Raw genomic sequence first — 19038 nt, 5'->3', positions numbered from 1 at the left:
TTCAGTGACCCATGCCCAATCCGCCGTCGACGGGAATGACGGCTCCGGTGATGTATGCGGCTTCGTCGGAGGAGAGGAAGCGGACCGCGGCGGCGACCTCGGCGGGCGCGGCGTAACGGCCGAGCGGCACGCCGGAGACGATCTCCTTGCGGCGCTCGTCGCTGAGCACGGCGGTCATGTCGGTGTCGACGAAGCCGGGCGCGACCACGTTGATCGTGATGCTGCGGGAGCCCAGCTCGCGGGCGAGCGAGCGGGCGAAGCCGACCAGGCCGGCCTTGGAGGCGGCGTAGTTGGCCTGGCCGGGCGAGCCGAGCAGGCCCACCACGGAGGAGATCAGCACGACGCGGCCCTTGCGGGCGCGGAGCATCTTGGTCGCGGCGCGCTTGACCACCCGGAAGGTGCCGGTGAGGTTGGTGTCCAGGACGGAGGTGAAGTCGTCCTCGGACATGCGCAGCAGCAGGGTGTCCTTGGTGATGCCGGCGTTGGCCACCAGCACCTCGACGGCGCCGTGCTTCTCCTCGATCTCCGCGAAGGCGGACTCGACCTGCGCCGCGTCGGTGATGTCGCACTTGACGGCGAGGACCTCGTGCGCGGCCAGCTCGGCCGGGACCTCGCCCGAGCGGCTGGTGATGGCGACCTTGTCGCCGGCTTCGGCGAAGGCCTTGGCGATCGCGAGGCCGATGCCCCGGTTGCCTCCGGTGACGAGAACCGAGCGGCTCAACGATCCACCTCTCTCCGTAGTTGGCGGCGGCCCGTCGGGAGCGGCGGCCGGTGGCCGCCGGGCCGCAGCGGTACGCGGTGACGCGTACGCACTGTGACGCTATCGGTCCGTGCGAGTCCGCGACGAATCGACCTCCCACAGGTCCGTCCTGCGGGAACTGTGGCATCCCGACAACGCGTCCGACTTGGACGGGAACAACGGGCCGGGCCGTACCCGTTGCCCTCTGGGCGTCCCGGTCGCGGGCCGCACCATCAGCGAGGCCCGGCACACGGTCGGTGACGAGAGAGCGGGAGCACGATGACCGAGGCACAGCCCCCCAGTTCCACCGGGCGGCGCGGCCGCCTGCTGACCCTCACCGCGCTGGCCGCCGCCGTCGGCGGCGCCGCGTGGGCGCTGCGCGACCTGCCGGCGGCGTTCGGCGGGCGGCCGGACGGCGAGCGCGAGGAGCGCATCCGCCGCTCCCCGCAGTACCGGGACGGCGTCTTCCACAACGCCCCCTCCGACCTGGCGCGGGCATCCACGCCCGGTGCCGAGACGGTCCGGCGGATGCTGTTCGACCGCGAGGGCCGTACGCCCTCGCTGCCGGTGCCGACCGTGCGGCCGCAGCACTCCGGGCGGGCCGCGGAGGGCGTGGAGATCGTCTGGTACGGGCACGCCTCGGTGCTGGTCGAGATCGAGGGCAGCCGGGTGCTGCTGGACCCGATTTGGAGCGACCGCTGCTCGCCGTCGGCGCACGTCGGCCCGAAGCGGCTGCACCCGGTGCCGGCGGACCTCGCGGAGCTGCCGCCGGTGGACGCGGTGCTGATCTCGCACGACCACTACGACCACCTCGACATGGCCACCGTGAAGCGCCTGGTGGTGCTGCAGTCGGCGCCGTTCCTGGTGCCGCTCGGCATCGGCAGCCACCTGCGCCGCTGGGGCGTGCCGGAGCACCGGATCATCGAGCTCGACTGGGACGAGACCTGCACCCTCGGCTCGCTGGCGCTCACCCTGACCTCGGCGCACCACTTCTCCGGCCGCGGCACCACCCGCAACACCACGCTGTGGGGCTCGTGGGTGATCGCCGGGCCGAGCCGCAAGGTGTACTACACCGGTGACTCCGGCTACTTCGAGGGCTATGCGCGGATCGGCGAGCAGCACGGCCCGTTCGATGCGGCGCTGGTGCAGATCGGCGCGTACGACGAGGCGTGGGCCGACATCCACATGACCCCGGAGGACGCCGTGCGCGCCCACCGCGAGCTGCGGGCGGAGCTGCTGGTGCCGGTGCACTGGTGCACCTTCAACCTGGGCCTGCACCCGTGGTCGGAGCCGATCGAGCGGCTGCTGGTGGAGGCGAAGGCGCAGGCGGTGCCGCTGGTGGTGCCGCGGCCGGGCGAGCGGGTCGACGTCGACCAGCCGCAGGAGCTCGACGGCTGGTGGGAGACGATCGCCTGACGGGCCGTCCGTCCGGGTGCCGTGCGCGGGGGGCGCGCGCGGCACCGCGGGTGACACGCCGCGGGTAAATCGGCTGGCCCCAAAAGCGCTCGACGGGCCATGATGCGGTGCGGGAGCCCCTCGTGCCGGGGCTACCGCCCGACCCTCGTCCGTTCGACCCAGGGAGCCCGATGCCGCCCACATCCCGCGCCGTCGACCCGCTTTTCCTCGGCTATCCGCTGCACGCCCTCGCCGACGCCGCCCTCGGCCGGGCCCGCGAACTCGGCGCCGCACACGCCGACTTCCGGCTGGAGCGGGTGCGCAGTGCCGCCTGGCGGCTGCGCGACGCCCGCCCCTCGGGCACCTCGGACTCGGTGCAGCTGGGCTTCGCCGTCCGGGTGCTGCTGGACGGCGCCTGGGGCTTCGCCGCCGGGGTCGACCTCACCCCCGACGCGGCGGCCCGGGTCGCCGAGCAGGCGGTGGCGGTGGCCCGGCTGTCCGGCGGGATCAGCCGCGCGGCGGGCTCCGAGGACGTGGTGGAGCTGGCCGATGAGCCCGTCCACGCGGACGCGGTGTGGGTGTCCTCGTACGAGGTCAACCCGTTCGAGGTGCCGGACGCGGAGAAGACCGCGCTGCTCGCCGAGTGGAGCAGCCGGCTGCTGGCCGCCGAGGGCGTCTCGCACGTGACGGCGGCTCTGCTGACCGTCCAGGAGAACAAGTTCTACGCGGACACCGCGGGCACCGTCACCACCCAGCAGCGGATCCGGCTGCACCCCTCGCTGGAGGCGACCTCGGTCGACGAGCGCACCGGCGCCTTCGACTCGATGCGCACCCTGGCGCCGCCGGCCGGCCGCGGCTTCGAGTACCTGCGCGGCACCGGCTGGGACTGGGACGCCGAACTCGCCGAACTTCCGGTGCTGCTGGCCGAGAAGATGAAGGCGCCGAGCGTCGAGGCCGGCCGCTACGACCTGGTGGTCGACCCGTCCAACCTGTGGCTGACCATCCACGAGTCGATCGGCCACGCCACCGAGCTGGACCGCGCACTCGGCTACGAGGCCGCCTACGCCGGCACCTCCTTCGCCACCTTCGACAAGCTCGGCACGCTGAAGTACGGCTCCGAGCTGATGCACGTCACCGGCGACCGCACCGCCGAGCACGGCCTCGCCACCACCGGCTACGACGACGAGGGCGTCGCCACCCAGTCCTGGGACCTCGTCAAGGACGGCGTCCTGGTGGGCTACCAGCTGGACCGGGCGATGGCCCGCCTCAAGGGCCTCGGCCGCTCCAACGGCTGCGCCTTCGCCGACTCCCCCGCGCACGTCCCGGTGCAGCGGATGGCGAACGTCTCGCTGCAGCCCGCGGCCGGCGGCCCCGACACCGACGGGCTGATCTCCCAGGTGGAGAACGGCCTGTACATCGTCGGCGACCGCTCCTGGTCGATCGACATGCAGCGCTACAACTTCCAGTTCACCGGCCAGCGCGCCTACGCGATCAGGAACGGCCGCCTCGCCGGGCAGGTCAAGGACTTCGCCTACCAGGCGACCACCACCGACTTCTGGGGCTCGATGAGCGCCGTCGGCGGCCCGCAGACGTACGTGCTCGGCGGTGCCTTCAACTGCGGCAAGGCCCAGCCGGGCCAGGTCGCGGCGGTCAGCCACGGCTGCCCGTCCGCGCTGTTCCGCAACGTCAACGTGCTCAACACCCAGCAGGAGGCCGGTCACTGATGAACGCCGTCAAGCCCCACGAGCTGGTCGAGCGCGCCCTGGAACTCTCCCGGGCGGACGGCTGCGTCGTCATCGCCGACGAGGACTCCACCGCCAACCTCCGCTGGGCCGGCAACGGCCTCACCACCAACGGCGTCACCCGCGGCCGCCGCCTCACCGTGATCGCCACCGTGGACGGCGCCGAGGGCACCGCCTCCGGCGTGGTCTCCCGCGAGGCCGTCACCCCCGACGAGATCGAGTCGCTGGTGCGCGCCGCCGAGGCCGCCGCCCGCGACGCCGGGCCCGCCGAGGACGCCCAGCCGCTGATCCCCTCCCGCCCGGCCTCGGCCGACTTCACCGCGCCGCCCGCGGAGACCTCCGCCGAGGTGTTCGCGGCCTTCGCCCCGGCTCTCGGCGAGGCCTTCGCCCGGGCCCGCAAGAACGGCGAACTGCTGTACGGCTTCGCCCGGCACGAGGTGACCAGCAGCTACCTCGGCACCTCCACCGGCCTGCGGCTGCGGCACGACCAGCCGACCGGCACGGTCGAGCTGAACGCCAAGACCGCCGACCTCACCGGCTCCGCCTGGGCCGGCGCGGCCACCCGCGACTTCACCGACATCGACGTCACCGAGCTGCACACCGGGCTGACCCGGCGGCTCGGCTGGGGCCGCAAGCGGATCGACCTGCCGGCCGGCCGCTACGAGACGCTGCTCCCGCCGTCCGCCGTCGCCGACCTGCTGGTCTACCTCAGCTGGTCGTCCGGCGGGCGGGACGCCTTCGAGGGCCGCACCGTCTTCTCCAAGGCCGGCGGCGGCACCCGGATCGGCGAGCGGCTCAGCCCGCTGCCGCTGACCCTGCGCTCCGACCCGGCCGAACCGGGCATCGAGGCCGCGCCGTTCGTCCTCGCCCACTCCTCGGGCGACAACGACTCGGTGTTCGACAACGGCCACCCGCTCACCGCCACCGACTGGATCCGCGACGGCGAGCTGGTCAACCTGCTCACCACCCGGCACTCGGCCGGCCTCACCGGCCTGCCGCTGCAGCCGCCGGTGGACAACCTCGTCCTGGAGACGGCCGACCAGGCGTCGGCGCCGACCCTGGAGGAGATGATCGCCCGCACCGAGCGCGGCCTGCTGCTGACCTGCCTCTGGTACATCCGCGAGGTCGACCCGGCGACGCTGCTGCTCACCGGCCTCACCCGGGACGGCGTGTACCTGGTGGAGAACGGCGAGGTGGTCGGCGCGGTGAACAACTTCCGGTTCAACGAGTCGCCGGTCGACATCCTCGGGCGGATCACCGAGGTCGGCCGCACCCAGCGCTGCCTGCCCCGCGAGTGGGGCGACTGGTTCACCCGTGCGGCGATGCCGCCGGTGCGGGTGTCCGACTTCAACATGAGTTCGGTCAGCCAGGCCTCGTAAGGGCCGGGCGGACGGGGGAGGTACGCCTTGATGGACGAGAAGCAGACGGTCAGAGTCTCCAAGCGGCTGTCCCGCATCCTGCGGCACGACCCGGCCTCGGTCGGGATCGACCTGGACGGGGCCGGCTGGGTGCGCATCGACACCCTGCTGGCCGCGCTGGCCCGACACGGCCGCGCGGTCAGCCGGGCCGAGCTGGACCACGTCGTGGAGACCAACAACAAGCGCCGGTTCGCCTTCTCCGAGGACGGCCTCTCCATCCGCGCCAGCCAGGGCCACACGGTCGACATCGACCTGGGCCTGCCGCCCAGCGACCCGCCCGCGGTGCTCTACCACGGCACCACCGGGCGGGTCATGGAGGCGATCTTCCGCGAGGGGCTGCGGCCGATGGCGCGCCGGGACGTCCACCTCTCCGCGGACACCGAGACGGCCGTCCGGGTCGGTTCCCGGCACGGCCGCCCGGTGGTCCTTCTGGTGGACGCCGAGGCGATGGCCCGGGACGGCCACGAGTTCCGGGTGAGTGCGAACGGCGTCTGGCTCACCGACGCCGTTCCGCCCGCGTACCTGCGAAAAGCCTGAGCCCCGAGCACCCTGTGACGGCCGGCACGGCGTACCGTGAAGAGGCCGCATCCACGGGGGCGCGGTGACGGACGAAGGCGGTAGTGATGGCGAAGAGCACCGGCAACGGGCAGGTCTTCCGGATCACCGGGGCGCGCAGCAGCCTCACGGAGGACGTGCGGGGCCGCCAGCGGCGGTACGTGATCTCGATGCTGGTCCGCACGCTGTGTGTGCTGCTGGCAGTGGTGCTCTGGGACGTCCAGCGGGTCCTGGCGTTCATCGCGCTGGCCGGCGCCGTGCTGCTGCCGTACTTCGCGGTGATCATCGCCAACGCCGGCCGCGAGCGCGCACCGGGCCTGCCGAGCACCTTCGCGGTGCCGCCGGAGACCCCGCTGATGCTCGGCCCCGGCGGGACGGGCGGCGGCGGACGCCCTGCGGAGGGCGCCGGCGCGGGCCCGCACTCCGGGCCGGACGGCGCCGGGGAGCCCGCGTCCGACTGAGACGCACACGGACCAATTGCCCGACTCGTCCGCTTCTGCTGCCTTTTGCCCGGTAGAAACCTCAGCAGAGGCTCAGATTAATCATGAAAGGCCTAGCCACGCGGGGGTTGTGGCGTGACATACTGCGTACGCGCTCCGCATCCCCCGTCGGAGCGACAGACCGACGCCGGGCGGCTCCCCCCGTGGCTGCCCGGCGTCGTCATGCCCGCGTACGGGCGGTGGCCCCGCAGGTGCAAGACTGGCCGTGACATCCCCGGCAGCACCCCACAGGACGGCCCACCATGGACACCCCCTCGCTCGGACTCTTCGGCACCGCGGACGCCGCGGAAGGCCCGGACGGTGCAGCGGTCTGCTCCGCGAAGGGCTGCCGCGAGGCCGCCGGCTGGGTGCTGGTGTGGAACAACCCCAAGCTGCACACGCCCGACCGCCGCAAGACCTGGCTCGCCTGCGACGACCACCGCGAGCACCTGTCCCAGTTCCTGGGCGTCCGGGGCTTCCTGAAGGAAGTCGTCCCCTTCGCCGACTTCAAGGGCTAGCGGCCCGCGTCAGGGGCGGAGAACCGTTTCAGCCGCCGATGGCGGACATGGGGCGGTCGGGCTGGTGGAAGGTGGGGTCGTCGATGCCGGCGCCGGCCTTCTTGCCCCACATCGCCTTGCGCCAGAGTTCGCCGATCTCCTCGTCGCCGGCGCCCGACCGCATCGCCTCCCGCAGGTCGGTCTCGTCGGTGGCGAACAGGCAGTTGCGGACCTGGCCGTCGGCGGTGAGCCTGGTCCGGTCGCAGGCCCGGCAGAACGGGCGGGTCACCGAGGCGATCACGCCGACCCGGGCGGGGCCGCCGTCGACCAGCCAGCGTTCGGCGGGGGCGGCGCCACGGGCCGCGGTCGGCTCCGGGGTGAGCTCGAAGCGGGCCCGCAGCAGGGCGAGGATCTCCTCCGCGGTGACCATCTGCGAGCGGTCCCAGCCGTGCTGGGCGTCCAGCGGCATCTGCTCGATGAACCGCAGCTCGTAGCCGTGCTCGATGCACCAGGCGAGCAGGTCGGCGGCCTCGTGGTCGTTGACGCCCCGCATCAGGACGGCGTTGAGCTTGACCGGGCTGAGCCCGGCGGCCTCGGCGGCGGCCAGCCCGGCCAGCACATCGTGGTGGCGGCGGCGCCGGGTGAGGGTGTGGAAGGTGTCCTCGTCGAGGGTGTCGAGCGAGACGTTGACCCGGTCCAGGCCTGCCTGCTTGAGCGCGGCGGCGGTGCGGGCGAGGCCGATCCCGTTGGTGGTGAGGGAGAGTTCGGGGCGCGGCTCGAGTTCGGCGCAGGCGGCGACGATCCCGACCAGGCCGGGGCGCAGCAGCGGCTCCCCGCCGGTGAAGCGGACCTCCCGCACGCCGAGGTCGCGCACCGCGATGCCGACCAGGCGGACGATCTCCTCGTCGGTGAGCAGCGAGGGCTTGGCCAGCCACTGCAGGCCCTCCTCGGGCATGCAGTAGGTGCAGCGCAGGTTGCACCGGTCGGTCAGGGACACGCGCAGGTCCACGGCCTGCCGGCCGAAGGTGTCGAGCAGCATCGCGACCCCCTTCCTGGTGGTCCGTGGTCGACGGGTCGTCCGTGGTCTCCGAAAGCCCGCGGGCCCGGCCGCCGTTGCGGGCGGGCCGGGCCAGCTTATCGATCGGGACGTCACCCGTCCGGGGTACGTCCGCTCAGTGGGCGCCGAGCCCGGTGAGCGATCGCACCTCCAGTTCAGCGTACTTCGCCGGATCGGCGGTCTCCCTGGAGAGCAGGGTGCCGATCCAGCCGGCGAGGAAACCGACCGGGATGGAGACCAGGCCGGGGTTCTCCAGCGGGAACCAGTGGAAGTCGCTGTGCGGGAAGAGCGAGTTCTTGCCGCCGGAGACGACCGGGGAGAACACCACCAGGGTCACCGAGGTGATCAGGCCGGCGTAGACGGAGCTGACCGCGCCGGCCGTGTTGAACCGCTTCCAGAACAGCGAGTACAGCAGGGTGGGCAGGTTGGCGGAGGCGGCCACCGCGAAGGCGAGCGCCACCAGGGCCGCGGCGTTGAGCTTGTCCGCGAAGATCGAGAGCAGGATGGCGATCGCGCCGATGGCCACCGCGGCCAGCTTGGCGGAGCGGACCTCCTCCTTCTCGCTCGCCTTTCCCCGCCGGATCACGTTGGCCCACAGGTCGTGGGCGAAGGAGGCCGAGGAGGCCAGGGTGAGGCCGGCGACCACGGCGAGGATGGTGGCGAAGGCGACCGCCGAGATCACCGCCAGCAGGATGGCGCCGCCGGTGGAGCCGGCGCCGCCGCCGAGCTCCTCGGCGAGCAGCGGGGCCGCGGTGTTGCCGGCCGCGTTGGAGGCCTTGATGGCCTTGGGCCCGACCAGGGCGGCGGCGCCGAAGCCGAGCGCCAGGGTCATCAGGTAGAAGCCGCCGATGATGCCGATCGCCCAGAGCACCGACTTCCGGGCGGCCTTGGCGGTGGGCACGGTGTAGAAGCGGACGAGGATGTGCGGCAGGCCGGCGGTGCCGAGGACGAGGGCCAGGCCGAGGCTGAGGAAGTCCAGTTTGGTGGTGCCGGTGATGCCGTACTTGAGGCCCGGTTCGAGGAAGGCGGCGCCCTTGCCGCTGGCCTCGGAGGCGGCGCCGAGCAGGCTGGAGAGGTTGAAGTGGTACTTGGCCAGCACCAGGACGGTCATCAGGGCGGTGCCGGCGATCAGCAGCACGGCCTTGACGATCTGCACCCAGGTGGTGCCCTTCATGCCGCCGACGGCGACGTAGATCACCATCAGCGCGCCGACCGCGACGATCGTCCAGCGCTTGGCGCCGTCGCCGCTGACCCCGAGCAGCAGGGCGACCAGCGAGCCCGCACCGACCATCTGGGCCAGCAGGTAGAAGATCGAGACGATGATGGTGGAGACGCCGGCGGCGGTGCGCACCGGGCGCTGGCGCATCCGGAAGGCCAGCACGTCGGCCATGGTGTAGCGGCCGGAGTTGCGCAGCGGCTCGGCGACCAGCAGCAGGGCGACCAGCCAGGCCACCAGGAAGCCGATGGAGTAGAGGAAGCCGTCGTAGCCGAAGAGCGCGATGGCGCCGGCGATGCCGAGGAAGGACGCGGCGGACATGTAGTCGCCGGAGATCGCGAGGCCGTTCTGGAAGCCGGTGAAGCCGCGGCCGCCGGCGTAGAAGTCGGCGGCGTCCTTGGTCTGCCGGCCGGCCCAGATCGTGATGCCGAGGGTGGCCACCACGAACAGGCCGAACAGGGTCATGGTGAGGCCGCGGTGGTCGCTCGCGGCGCTGGCGAGGTGGTTCATTCGGCGGCCTCCCGGGGGGCGTGGACGGCGGCTGCGGCGCGGCTGTCGCGGATCGCCTCGGCGGGCGGGTCGAGGCGGCGGTCCGCGTAGCGGGCGTACCAGGCGGCGATGGCGAAGGTGGAGGCGAACTGCAGCAGGCCGAGCACCAGCGCGGTGTTGATGTGGCCGACGACCTTGGCGGCCATGAACGCGGGCGCGTAGCTCGACAGCAGGACGTACAGCAGGTACCAGAGGATGAAGCCGATGGTGACCGGGAAGGCGAAGCTCCGGAAGGCGGACCGCAGGCCGCGGAACTCCGCGCTCTCCTCGATCCGTTGCACGTCTGCGGCGGCGGCCTCGGCGGCCGGCGGGGTGTCCACGCGGTGTCTCCTGACGTCGGCGGGTGCGCGGGTGGATCACTGAGGTGTGAGGGGCATCACAGGCACGGTGCGGCTGCATGCTAGATCCACCGCACCGCGCGCGACAGCGTCCGCGCACGATCGGACTCAGGCTGTCGCCGATCTGGCCGAAAACCGTCAGGAAACGGCGGCGGGGCGGCACCGGATGTGCGGTGCCGCCCCGCGGGGCCGGACGGTGACGGTCCGTCAGGACACTCAGAAGGTGATGCGGACCTTGAGGGCCGAGCGGTCGTGCATCGCGCGGTAGCCGTCCGGGACGCCGTCGAGGCCGACCGTGCGGTCGAAGACCAGGCCCGGGTCGATGGCGCCGGAGAGCACGTCCGGGAGCAGCTCGGGGATGTAGGCGCGGGCGGGGGCGACGCCGCCGCCGAGCGCGACGTTCCGGCCGAACATCTGGGCGATGTCGACGCCGGCGCTGCCGCCGTGCGGCACGCCCACGTAGCCGACCGCGCCGCCGTCGCGGGCGATGGAGATCGCGGTGCGCATCGACTCCTCGGTGCCGACGGCCTCCAGGACGGCGTGCGCGCCCTGACCGCCGGTCAGCTCCTTGACCGCCTCGATCGCGGCCTCGCCGCGCTCGGCGACCACGTCGGTGGCACCGAAGCTGCGGGCGATGGCGGTGCGCTGCTCGTGGCGGCCCAGTGCGATGATCCGGCCGGCGCCGAGCCGCTGCGCGGCGAGCACACCGCACAGGCCGACCGCGCCGTCGCCGACCACGGCGACCGTGGCGCCGGGCCGGACCTTCGCCGCGACCGCGGCGTGGTGGCCGGTGCTCATCACGTCGGACAGTGCGAGCAGGCCGGGCAGCAGCTTCTCCTCGCCGGCCGCCTCCTTGGGCAGCTGGACCAGGGTGCCGTCGGCGAACGGCACGCGGACGGCCTCGCCCTGGCCGCCGTCGGAGCCGACCTCGCCCCAGAAGCCGCCCTCCGGGCAGGAGGTGTGCAGGCCCTCGCGGCAGTAGTCGCAGGTGCCGTCGGACCAGACGAACGGGGCCACCACGAAGTCGCCCGGCCGGAAGCCGCGCACCTCGGAGCCGACCTCCTCGACGATGCCCAGGAACTCGTGGCCGATCCGCTGCCCGGCCGTCCTGGCCGCCACACCCCGGTACGCCCACAGGTCGCTGCCGCAGATGCAGGCGTTGACGACCCGCACCACGGCATCGGTCGGCCGCCGGACCACCGGGTCGGGCACCTCCTCGATCCGGATGTCGTTGGGGCCGTGGATCACGGTGGCGCGCATGGGGATTCCTTACGGGTGGGGGTCGGCCGTCGGGGATGCTGACGGCCCGCGGGGGGTCGCGAGGATGTACGACCACTCCGACGACCACTCTATTCCGGCCGGGTCGGGCCCACCGCCCGCTGCCGATCGGCCCTGCCACCGCTCCTTCCCCCGCCCCGGGTGTCGGTCGGCCTTAGAGTGGTTCACCATGCATGCGATCCAGTCCCCGCGGGACGGCCTGGCCGCGTCCGCGTCCCTGCCGGCGCCGCGCCCCGCCGCCGAGGCCGACACCGGCTTCGCCGTCGTCGACGTCGAGACCACCGGGCTCGGCCGCGCCGACCGGGTCGTCTCGGCGGGCGTGTACCAGCTGGACGCGCAGGGCGAGGTGACGGGGCACTGGTACACGCTGGTCAACCCGCTGCGCGACCCGGGGCCGGTGTGGATCCACGGACTGACCGCCGACATGCTCGCGGACGCGCCGACCTTCCCCGAGATCGCCGGGGAGCTGGCCGACCGGCTCCGCGGCCGGGTGATGGTCGCGCACAACGCGCTCTTCGACTGGAACATGATCTCCCGCGAGTTCTCCCGCGCCGGGCTGCACGCCCCCGTGGAGCAGCGGCTGTGCACCATGGTGCTCTCCCGCGACCTGGGCCTGCCGCTGCCCAACGGCAAGCTGGCCTCGCTGGCCGCGCACTTCGGCGTGCAGCAGCAGCAGGCGCACAACGCGCTGGACGACGCCCGGGTGCTCGCCGAGGCGTTCCGGCCGAGCCTGCAGCTGGCCCGGAAGTTCGGGGTGCCGCTGCCGCTGACCTCCTGCGTGGCCGTCACCGACCTCGGCGAGGACTCCCCCGTCCCGGCGCGCGGCTCCTGGTCCTCCTCGTACCGGCCGAGCCGCAAGCGGCCGCCGTGCCCGTACCCGAACCCGGGGCGCTGGCGGGACGGCACGCCGCTGATGCAGGGCATGCGGGTGGCGATCACCGGCGACACCGCCACCGAGCGGGAGCTGCTGGAGGACCGCGCGATCGAGGCCGGCCTGCACATCGCGACCTCCGTGAGCCGTCTCACGTCGCTGCTGGTCACCAACGAGCCGGACAGCTGGAGCGGGAAGGCCCGCAAGGCCCGGGAGCACGACACGCCGGTGGTCGGCGAGGACGCCTTCCTCCAGTTGCTGCGGGAGGTCGCACCCCACCCCGGTGTCCGCTCCACGGATCAGTAGGGCGTAGCGTGCCGGGTGTGTACCGATTTCTGCTGTCCCGGCGCTGGGCGGTCATCGCGCTGATCGTACTGCTGCTGATCCCCGTCATGGTGCGGCTGGGATTCTGGCAGCTGCACCGGCACGAGGCCCGTGTCGCCCGCAACGAGCTGATCGGCCGCAGCCTGAAGGCGGCGCCGGTCGCCTTCGACTCGCTGTCCTCCCCGGGCTCCGCCGTGCCGGGCGACCTGACCTGGCGCACGGTGACGGCGACCGGCACGTACGACGCGGCGCACGAGTTCGTGATCCGCGGCCGCACCGAGCCCGGCGGCAGCAGCATCGGGTACTTCGTGGTGACACCGCTGAAGCTGGCCGACGGCCACGGCTCGGTGCTGGTCAACCGGGGCTGGGTGGAGCCCGGATCGGACGCCACCAGCTACCCGGCCGTCCCGGCGCCGCCGAGCGGCGAGGTGACGGTCACCGGCCGGCTGCGGGCCGACGAAACCACCGCCAGCAGCGGCATCCGCGACCGCGGCGGGCTGCCCGACCGCCAGTACAAGCTCATCAACAGCAGCCAGCAGGCGAAGGCGACCGGCGCCACCGTGCTCGGCGGCTACCTGGAGCTGGTGTCCTCCACCCCGGCCGCCGGCAGCGCCCCCGTCCTGCTGGCCGAGCCGAACCACTCCGACATCGGCCCGCACATGGCGTACGCCGTGCAGTGGTGGCTGTTCGCCGGGCTGCTGCCGGTCGGCCTGGTGATCCTGGCCCGCCGCGAGGCCAAGGAGCAGGCCGCCGAACGGGCCGGGGCACCGGCCGAGGAGCTCGCCTCCGCCTAGTGCGTGCCGGGCAGCCGGGCGCGCCCTGTGGGTCGGCCCGTGCACTCGCGTGTCAGTGCTGGGTGTTCCAGAAGCCGATGGCGAGGGCGCCCCACCAGCCGAGCTGGGAGACCAGGGCGGAGAGCGCCCCGCGCAGCAGCAGCCGGCGCTGGGGACGGCCCCGGCCCCCGGCCTCCAGCCGCTTGGTGAGGGCGGTGGCGTGCACCCCGTTCAGGGCGATCAGCAGTACCAGCAGCAGCTTGACCTGCGTCAGCGGGGAGTCGAGCTGCGGCTCCAGCAGCATGCCGCTGGCGGTCAGGCCGGCCAGGCCCGCCCAGACCGGCACGTGCAGCGGGCCGGTGGACTCCACCACCTGGGCCAGCGTGCGGCGGCCGAGCAGCCACAGGGCGCCCGTGTAGTCCACGGCGAGGACGGCACCGAAGCCGATGACCAGCGCCACCAGGTGCACGAAGAGCGCGACGGTGTGCAGCGAGGCGTCGGTCTGCACATGGCCGGCCGTCCAGGCGCTGCCCGCCCACAGCGCACAGAGCCCCACCGAGACCAGGAGGCAACGGGCGACTGTCCCGGACAGCGGGGCGAGCTCGTCGGACTCAGGCATGGTGGTGCTCCGTGGGGGGGTGGGGGAGGGTGAAAGCGAGGTTAGGTTTTCCTAAGTTCTCCCTGTACGTCAACCCGGCGCCATGAGGTGAGACCCGATCGACGCCCGGAGCCCCGACCGGGGAGGATGGGCGCATGGATCTCGGACTTCAGCAGAAGGTGTACGTACTGACCGGCGCCACCCGCGGCCTGGGCCTCGCCTCCGCCCGCGAGCTCGTCGCCGACGGCGCCCGCGTGGTGGTGAGCGGTCGGACCGAGGAGTCGGTGGCCGCCGCGGTGAAGTCGCTCGGCGGCGAGGAGCACGCGTTCGGCGTGGTCGCCGACAACGGCGACCCGGACAGCGCGGACCGGCTGGTCGCGGCGGCCCGCGAGCAGTTCGGCCGCCTGGACGGCGTGCTGGTCAGCGTGGGCGGCCCGACCGCGGGCCCGGTGCTCCGCACCGGGGACGAGGCGTGGCGCGGCGCCTTCGAGTCGGTCTTCCTCGGCGCGCTGCGGATCGCCCGGACGGCCGCGGACGCGCTCGGCGAGGGCGGTGTGATCGGCTTCGTGCTGTCCGGCTCGGTCCGTGAGCCGATCGCCGGCCTCGGCATCTCCAACGGCCTGCGCCCCGGCCTGGCGATGGCCGCCAAGTCGCTGGCCGACGAGCTGGGTCCGCGCGGCATCCGGGTGGTCGGTCTGATGCCGGCCCGGATCGACACCGACCGGGTGCGCGAGCTGGACGCGCTGAGCGGCGACGCGGAGGCCGCCCGGGCGCGAGCGAGCGCGGCGATCCCGCTCGGCCGCTACGGCACGCCGGAGGAGTTCGGCAGGGTCGCCGCCTTCCTCCTCTCCCCCGCAGCCTCCTACCTGACGGGCGTGATGGTGCCGGTCGACGGCGGCGCACTGCGCGGGCTCTGACGGAGCGTCCGTCCGACCGTGCGTCAGACGACGCGGGGCGGTTTCGGCCCGGCGCCTGGGCGCCGGGCCGTCGCCCGAAGCCGGATCTCGGTCGGCAGTTCGGCGAGTCCGAGGCTGGTCCGGGCGTTCTCCAGCGGGCCCGCGTCGAGGCTCTGCAGCGCCTCGCCCGGGTGGGTGCCGGGCAGCAGCCGGACGACGGCGCGCAGCGACAGCCGGTGGGAGCCGCCGGTCGCCCTGACGGTGACCTTGTCGACGCCGGGGAGTTCGACGATCTCGCTCTCCACGGCGTCCTGCAGGGCGCTGTTGCGCATCCGCAGCGCGACCCCGTCGCCGCCGGGCACCGGCACGGTGACCGTTCCCGGGCCGACCCGGTGCAGTTGGACCCAGAGCCAGGCGAGTCCGCCGATCACCACCAGGGCGGGGACGGCGATCGCCACCGGCCACCACCAGTCCTGCCCGGACCAGCGGGCGCGGGAGGCCTCGCTGAGCACCGGCTGGTCCGGCGAGGTGAGCGGCCAGCCGTCCGGCACCGCGGTGTCGAGCCTGTCGTAGAGGTCGAACCCGCCGGCGAGCAGCAGCAGTCCGCCCCCGATCAGGACGATCCCGACGACCAGGAGGATCGTCCGGTTCACCGCGGATCTGCTCATCGGGGCTCCTGGGCGAGGCGCCGGTGACCGTGCCGCCGCTCCTCCGGCGGCCCGGGCCTGAGGGGCTGGATGCGCAGGTCCAGCCGGTACGGCCCGGCGAGCGGGAACTTCGCCAGCTCCTCGCGCAACTCCCGGTCCACCAGGGCCGGTTCGGCGCTTCCGGTGACGGTGGCGACGGCCTTGTGGCGGCCGGCCCGGACGGTGCAGCGCTCGATGCCGGGGATCTCCTGACCGCGGGCCGCGAGCAGCGCGGCGACGCCGGCACGGTCGATCGCCGCGCCCGGCCGGCGCAGCGCGAGCCAGCGGCGCAGGCCCGGCGCCAGGGCCAGCCAGCAGAGCAGCAGGCCGACCGCGACGGCGCCCCCGGCGATGCCGAGCACCCACGGGTCGTCGAGGTGACGGGTCGACAGTTCGTCGGTGAAGTCGGCCCGCCAGCGCCTGGCGGCGTGTCCGGTGGCGACGGCGACGGCGTCGTACAGCGCGGCGCCGGCGAGCACCAGCAGACAGGTGACCACCGCGCCGGTGACGGCAGTGCGGGGCGCGCGCGGGCGGTGCGGGTGCCCGGGCGGCACGGTCGGCGGCCACTCCTTGGGCCCGGCCTCGCCCGGCGGTGCGGCGGCGTGCCCGAACTCGGCTTCCAGGCCGACCAGTTCGGGCATGGCCACGCCGGACGCGACGAGCTCTGGCGGAATGTCCACGGGCTCGGTCGGCTGCAGCGCGATCGGCTCGGTCGGCTCCTCGGACGGCCCGGGCCCGGGTTCGCCCGGCCCGGGTTCGCCGGGCTCCGGTGCGCCGTCCTGCGGGCGGTCCGGGGGCGGCCCGTTCACTGCGCCCCTCCCGTGACGAGCTTCTCCACCTGCAGCGCGACCTCGGAGACCGGTGTGCCGGTGAGCCGGGCGATCTGCACGGCGACCGCGTCCCGGCAGGTGTGCGAGAGGGCGGCGAGGTCCGCCGGGTAGGGGAACTCGAGGTGCAGGGTGATCCGGGCCTTTCCGCCGACCACCAGCACGCGGGCCTTGGGCGCCGCGCCGCGCAGGCCCCGTTCGGCCCAGATCTCGGCGAGCGCCTCGCGGACGGCCTGTCGGGCGAGCCCGGCGTAGACCCGGTCGGCGATCCTGAGCCGCCCCCGCCGGGCCGGAACGGTCGCTGCGGCGGCCATCAGCGCCGCCGCTCCCTGCCGCGGAGGAGGTCGCCGAGGGCCCCGAGGTCGACGTCGCCCTCCAGCAGCCGCCCGACCACGAAGCCGACCGCACCGAGGACGGCGACCAGCAGGAAGGCGGCGAAGCCTCCGAAGTACCCGGCGAAGCCCAGGGCCATGCCGGCCACCAGGCCGACCAGGGCCAGGTTCATCCGCTCCTCCTCGTGTGCGGCGGCGGGTGCCGCGTCGGTGCGCTACTGGACCCGGCCGGGCTCCGACTCCTCGTCCGGCTCGTCCGGCAGGTGGACGTCGTTGACCGCGATGTTGACCTCGACGACCTCCAGGCCGGTCATCCGCTCGACCGAGTCGATGACGTTGGCCCTGACCTCGGCGGCGAGCGACGGGATGACCACGCCGTACTCGACGACCAGGGCGATGTCGATGGCGGTCTGCTTCTCGCCGACCTCGGCCTTGACGCCCCGCCCGGCCCCTGAGCGGCCGCCGGGGACACGGTCGCGCACCGCGCCGAACGTCCGGGTGAAACCGGAGCCGAGGGCGTGGATGCCGGGGATCTCCCGGGCCGCCATCCCGGCGATCTTCTCAATGACGCCGACGGCCATCGCGGTCCGGCCGCGCTCGGAGGCGAGGGTCGCCTCGTCGGGCGGCGACTGGTTCTTCTGCAGGTCGGCGGGGGTCGGGGTCTGCGGCATGGCGGGGTCTCCTGTGTCGTCTCCAGCTATATCGCAAATCAGCCCAACTCTGACATTTCGCCGCACGCCCCGCGCGTCGGGCCCGTCAGGGGGCAGCCGGAAACACGAAGGGGCGCGGGGGACTGCGCGCAGCGGAGGAGGCCGATCTCAGCCGTCTTCCGCCGCGCGCGGTCCCCCGCGCCCCTGGTGGTTCACCCCTCGCGCAGGGTCATCCCCGCACTCGGGACGCCGGTCAGTCGCCGATGCCGGCGAGGTCGCGCATCCGGCGGTGCTGGGCGGCGCGCTCGGCGGCGCGCTGCTCGTCGTAGGAGCGCCCGCCGGCGCCCTGCAGCAGGGCCTTGGTCTCGATGACCGCGTTGCGCGGTGCGGCGAGCAGGGCGGCGGCCAGGTCGCGGGCGGCGCCCTCCAGCTCCTCCGCGGGAACGGCCAGGTTGGCCAGGCCGATCGCGACGGACTCCTCGGCACCGACCCAGCGGCCGGTGGCGCAGATCTCCAGTGCCCGGCCGTAGCCGACCAGGTCGGTGAGCGGCTTGGTGCCGGCGAGGTCGGGGACGAGGCCGAGCGAGGTCTCCTTCATGGAGAACTGCACGTCCTCGGCGACCACGCGCAGGTCACAGCCGAGCGCCAGCTGGAAGCCGGCGCCGACGGCGTGGCCCTGGACGGCGGCGATGGTGATCACGTCCGGGCGGCGCCACCAGGTGAACGCCTCCTGGTACTCGGCGATGGCGGCACCGGTCTCCTCGTCCGAGCCGGCGGCGAGCTTGAGGAAGGAGTGTTCGCCGGGGATGCCTTCCGGGGTGAACATCTGGCGGTCCAGGCCGGCCGAGAAGGAGACGCCCTCGGCACGGAGCACCACGACACGGACGGTGCCGGGCAGGGTGCTGCCGACGGCGGCGAGCGCCCGCCACATGGCCGGGCTCTGCGCGTTGCGGCGGGCCGGGTTGCAGAGCGTGACCAGTGCCAGCTCGCCCTCGACGTCGAGGCGGACGCCGACCTGCGCCCAGTCCTGGGGGTCGGTACCGACGGCGGGAGCGGTCATGGGGGTTACCTCCAGCGGGGGACAGTAGAGCTACTGGAGAGTAACAAAAGCGGGGACGGCCGAACAGAGCCGCGCCGGAAACGACGAACGGCGGCCCGGAAGACCCGGCCGCCGTACCGTCCGCGTGTGTCGGATGCACCGTGCGCGCCGCGGCCGACCGCACGGGGGCCGATCCGGCGCGGGCTGCTCCACCGCCGGGACGGCCACTCCTCCGCCGCCGGGCTGGACCGCCCGACGCGAAGCCGATCTGTCTGATGAACCGTCAGGAACTCGCCGCAACAGTCGCCTTGCTCTTGCCCCGCGTCGCACCGCCGCGGCCCCGGAGGATCACTCCGGACTCGCTGAGCATACGGTGCACGAAGCCGTAGGAGCGGCCCGTCTCCTCCGCAAGCGCGCGAATGCTCGCCCCGGAGTCGTACTTCTTCTTGAGATCGGCCGCGAGCTTCTCACGCGCGGCACCTGTCACCCGGCTGCCCTTTTTCAGAGTCTCGGCCACCCGTGCCTCCTCGTAGCTGTGCTCGGTCAGATTCCCATGATCACCCATAGCCAGGCTCCTGGCCACCCATTCGACAAGGTCGATACCGGGAAAGCGCAGTCTGCCGGTGGTGCCCGCAGTGCACAAGGGCGCTCACCCTGGGTGCACGCGCCCCCGGAACGGGCCCCGGAACAGGGTGAACGGGCTGATCAGCACGGACGGCCCCGCCGCGGAAATGCGGCGGGGCCGTGGTCAACGGAATGCGCGGTGCCGGCATTCCCGG

Annotated in this window: 22 protein-coding genes; 9 read left to right on the top strand and 13 right to left on the bottom strand. The window is 73.5% G+C overall.

The window, feature by feature from the left end:
- Position 1 precedes the first annotated feature (1 nt).
- The gene (fabG, locus tag ACQ614_RS26000) at positions 2-721 is read right to left on the bottom strand and encodes a 3-oxoacyl-[acyl-carrier-protein] reductase (RefSeq protein ID WP_431681110.1); all 720 of its coding nucleotides are present in this window, start codon (positions 719-721) and stop codon (positions 2-4) included.
- Positions 722-1018: 297 nt separating this feature from the next.
- Here fabG and ACQ614_RS25995 point away from each other — a divergent pair, with 297 nt between their 5' ends.
- The 6 genes from ACQ614_RS25995 (at position 1019) to ACQ614_RS25970 (ending at position 6846) form a co-directional block, all read left to right on the top strand.
- Positions 1019-2155 (top strand): MBL fold metallo-hydrolase, encoded by a 1137-nt coding sequence (locus ACQ614_RS25995; protein ID WP_431681109.1) that lies wholly within the window; start codon positions 1019-1021, stop codon positions 2153-2155.
- 170 nt (positions 2156-2325) lie between these two features.
- Positions 2326-3858, top strand: a complete 1533-nt coding sequence (locus ACQ614_RS25990; protein WP_431681108.1) for a TldD/PmbA family protein — start codon at positions 2326-2328, stop codon at positions 3856-3858.
- The gene (locus ACQ614_RS25985; protein ID WP_431681107.1) at positions 3858-5255 is read left to right on the top strand and encodes a metallopeptidase TldD-related protein; all 1398 of its coding nucleotides are present in this window, start codon (positions 3858-3860) and stop codon (positions 5253-5255) included. Before ACQ614_RS25990 ends, ACQ614_RS25985 begins: the two co-directional genes overlap by 1 nt.
- A gap of 30 nt (positions 5256-5285) precedes the next feature.
- The gene (locus tag ACQ614_RS25980) at positions 5286-5831 is read left to right on the top strand and encodes an RNA 2'-phosphotransferase (protein ID WP_431681105.1); all 546 of its coding nucleotides are present in this window, start codon (positions 5286-5288) and stop codon (positions 5829-5831) included.
- Between the two features lie 86 nt (positions 5832-5917).
- Positions 5918-6310, top strand: a complete 393-nt coding sequence (locus tag ACQ614_RS25975; RefSeq protein WP_431681104.1) for a DUF3099 domain-containing protein — start codon at positions 5918-5920, stop codon at positions 6308-6310.
- 281 nt (positions 6311-6591) lie between these two features.
- Positions 6592-6846, top strand: coding sequence for a hypothetical protein (locus ACQ614_RS25970; RefSeq protein WP_431681102.1), 255 nt, complete (start codon positions 6592-6594; stop codon positions 6844-6846).
- Between the two features lie 28 nt (positions 6847-6874).
- Here ACQ614_RS25970 and moaA read toward each other — a convergent pair whose 3' ends face one another.
- The 4 genes from moaA to ACQ614_RS25950 all read right to left on the bottom strand — a co-directional run bounded on the left by moaA (position 6875) and on the right by ACQ614_RS25950 (position 11245).
- Entirely contained in the window at positions 6875-7864 is a 990-nt protein-coding gene (moaA, locus tag ACQ614_RS25965) for a GTP 3',8-cyclase MoaA (protein ID WP_431681100.1), read from the bottom strand.
- 133 nt (positions 7865-7997) lie between these two features.
- The gene (locus ACQ614_RS25960) at positions 7998-9608 is read right to left on the bottom strand and encodes a solute symporter family protein (RefSeq protein WP_431681098.1); all 1611 of its coding nucleotides are present in this window, start codon (positions 9606-9608) and stop codon (positions 7998-8000) included.
- Positions 9605-9967: a DUF485 domain-containing protein gene (locus ACQ614_RS25955; RefSeq protein ID WP_431681097.1), complete on the bottom strand. Its 363-nt coding sequence runs from the start codon at positions 9965-9967 to the stop codon at positions 9605-9607. The genes ACQ614_RS25960 and ACQ614_RS25955 overlap by 4 nt, the downstream gene beginning before the upstream one ends.
- A gap of 234 nt (positions 9968-10201) precedes the next feature.
- Positions 10202-11245, bottom strand: a complete 1044-nt coding sequence (locus tag ACQ614_RS25950) for a zinc-dependent alcohol dehydrogenase family protein (protein ID WP_363499464.1) — start codon at positions 11243-11245, stop codon at positions 10202-10204.
- Positions 11246-11432: 187 nt separating this feature from the next.
- Between ACQ614_RS25950 and ACQ614_RS25945 the strand changes: the two genes are divergently transcribed.
- Both ACQ614_RS25945 and ACQ614_RS25940 read left to right on the top strand, forming a co-directional pair.
- Entirely contained in the window at positions 11433-12440 is a 1008-nt protein-coding gene (locus ACQ614_RS25945) for a DEDDh family exonuclease (RefSeq protein ID WP_431681096.1), read from the top strand.
- Between the two features lie 17 nt (positions 12441-12457).
- Positions 12458-13252: an SURF1 family cytochrome oxidase biogenesis protein gene (locus tag ACQ614_RS25940; protein WP_431681095.1), complete on the top strand. Its 795-nt coding sequence runs from the start codon at positions 12458-12460 to the stop codon at positions 13250-13252.
- A 52-nt stretch (positions 13253-13304) separates the two neighbouring features.
- On the opposite strand, the gene ACQ614_RS25935 is transcribed toward ACQ614_RS25940, so the two are convergent.
- Positions 13305-13850: a hypothetical protein gene (locus tag ACQ614_RS25935; RefSeq protein WP_431681093.1), complete on the bottom strand. Its 546-nt coding sequence runs from the start codon at positions 13848-13850 to the stop codon at positions 13305-13307.
- Positions 13851-13984: 134 nt separating this feature from the next.
- On the opposite strand from ACQ614_RS25935, the gene ACQ614_RS25930 reads away from it, so the two are divergent.
- Positions 13985-14746: an SDR family oxidoreductase gene (locus ACQ614_RS25930; RefSeq protein ID WP_431681092.1), complete on the top strand. Its 762-nt coding sequence runs from the start codon at positions 13985-13987 to the stop codon at positions 14744-14746.
- A gap of 23 nt (positions 14747-14769) precedes the next feature.
- Here ACQ614_RS25930 and ACQ614_RS25925 read toward each other — a convergent pair whose 3' ends face one another.
- From ACQ614_RS25925 to ACQ614_RS25895, 7 genes are all read right to left on the bottom strand, one after another.
- Positions 14770-15393, bottom strand: a complete 624-nt coding sequence (locus ACQ614_RS25925; protein ID WP_431681091.1) for an alkaline shock response membrane anchor protein AmaP — start codon at positions 15391-15393, stop codon at positions 14770-14772.
- Positions 15390-16220 carry a DUF6286 domain-containing protein gene (locus tag ACQ614_RS25920; protein ID WP_431681090.1) on the bottom strand — a complete coding sequence of 277 codons (831 nt, stop codon included), beginning with the start codon at positions 16218-16220 and terminating at the stop codon, positions 15390-15392. Before ACQ614_RS25920 ends, ACQ614_RS25925 begins: the two co-directional genes overlap by 4 nt.
- Positions 16217-16552, bottom strand: a complete 336-nt coding sequence (locus ACQ614_RS25915; RefSeq protein WP_431681089.1) for a hypothetical protein — start codon at positions 16550-16552, stop codon at positions 16217-16219. Before ACQ614_RS25915 ends, ACQ614_RS25920 begins: the two co-directional genes overlap by 4 nt.
- A complete protein-coding gene (locus ACQ614_RS25910) occupies positions 16552-16743 on the bottom strand; it encodes a hypothetical protein (RefSeq protein ID WP_363499448.1) in 192 nt (63 codons plus the stop codon). The genes ACQ614_RS25915 and ACQ614_RS25910 overlap by 1 nt, the downstream gene beginning before the upstream one ends.
- Before the next feature lie 42 nt (positions 16744-16785).
- Positions 16786-17241, bottom strand: coding sequence for an Asp23/Gls24 family envelope stress response protein (locus tag ACQ614_RS25905; protein ID WP_431681087.1), 456 nt, complete (start codon positions 17239-17241; stop codon positions 16786-16788).
- 232 nt (positions 17242-17473) lie between these two features.
- On the bottom strand, positions 17474-18280 hold the full coding sequence (locus tag ACQ614_RS25900) for an enoyl-CoA hydratase/isomerase family protein (protein ID WP_431681085.1): 807 nt from the start codon (positions 18278-18280) through the stop codon (positions 17474-17476).
- Between the two features lie 262 nt (positions 18281-18542).
- Positions 18543-18776, bottom strand: a complete 234-nt coding sequence (locus ACQ614_RS25895) for a helix-turn-helix domain-containing protein (RefSeq protein WP_363500025.1) — start codon at positions 18774-18776, stop codon at positions 18543-18545.
- Positions 18777-19038: the final 262 nt, after the last annotated feature.

The organism is Kitasatospora dryopteridis (genome assembly GCF_050749075.1).
In the GTDB taxonomy this organism is placed as follows: domain Bacteria; phylum Actinomycetota; class Actinomycetes; order Streptomycetales; family Streptomycetaceae; genus Kitasatospora.
The sequence above is the reverse complement of the archived record's forward strand: the minus strand, read 5'-3'. Positions and strand labels throughout refer to the sequence as shown.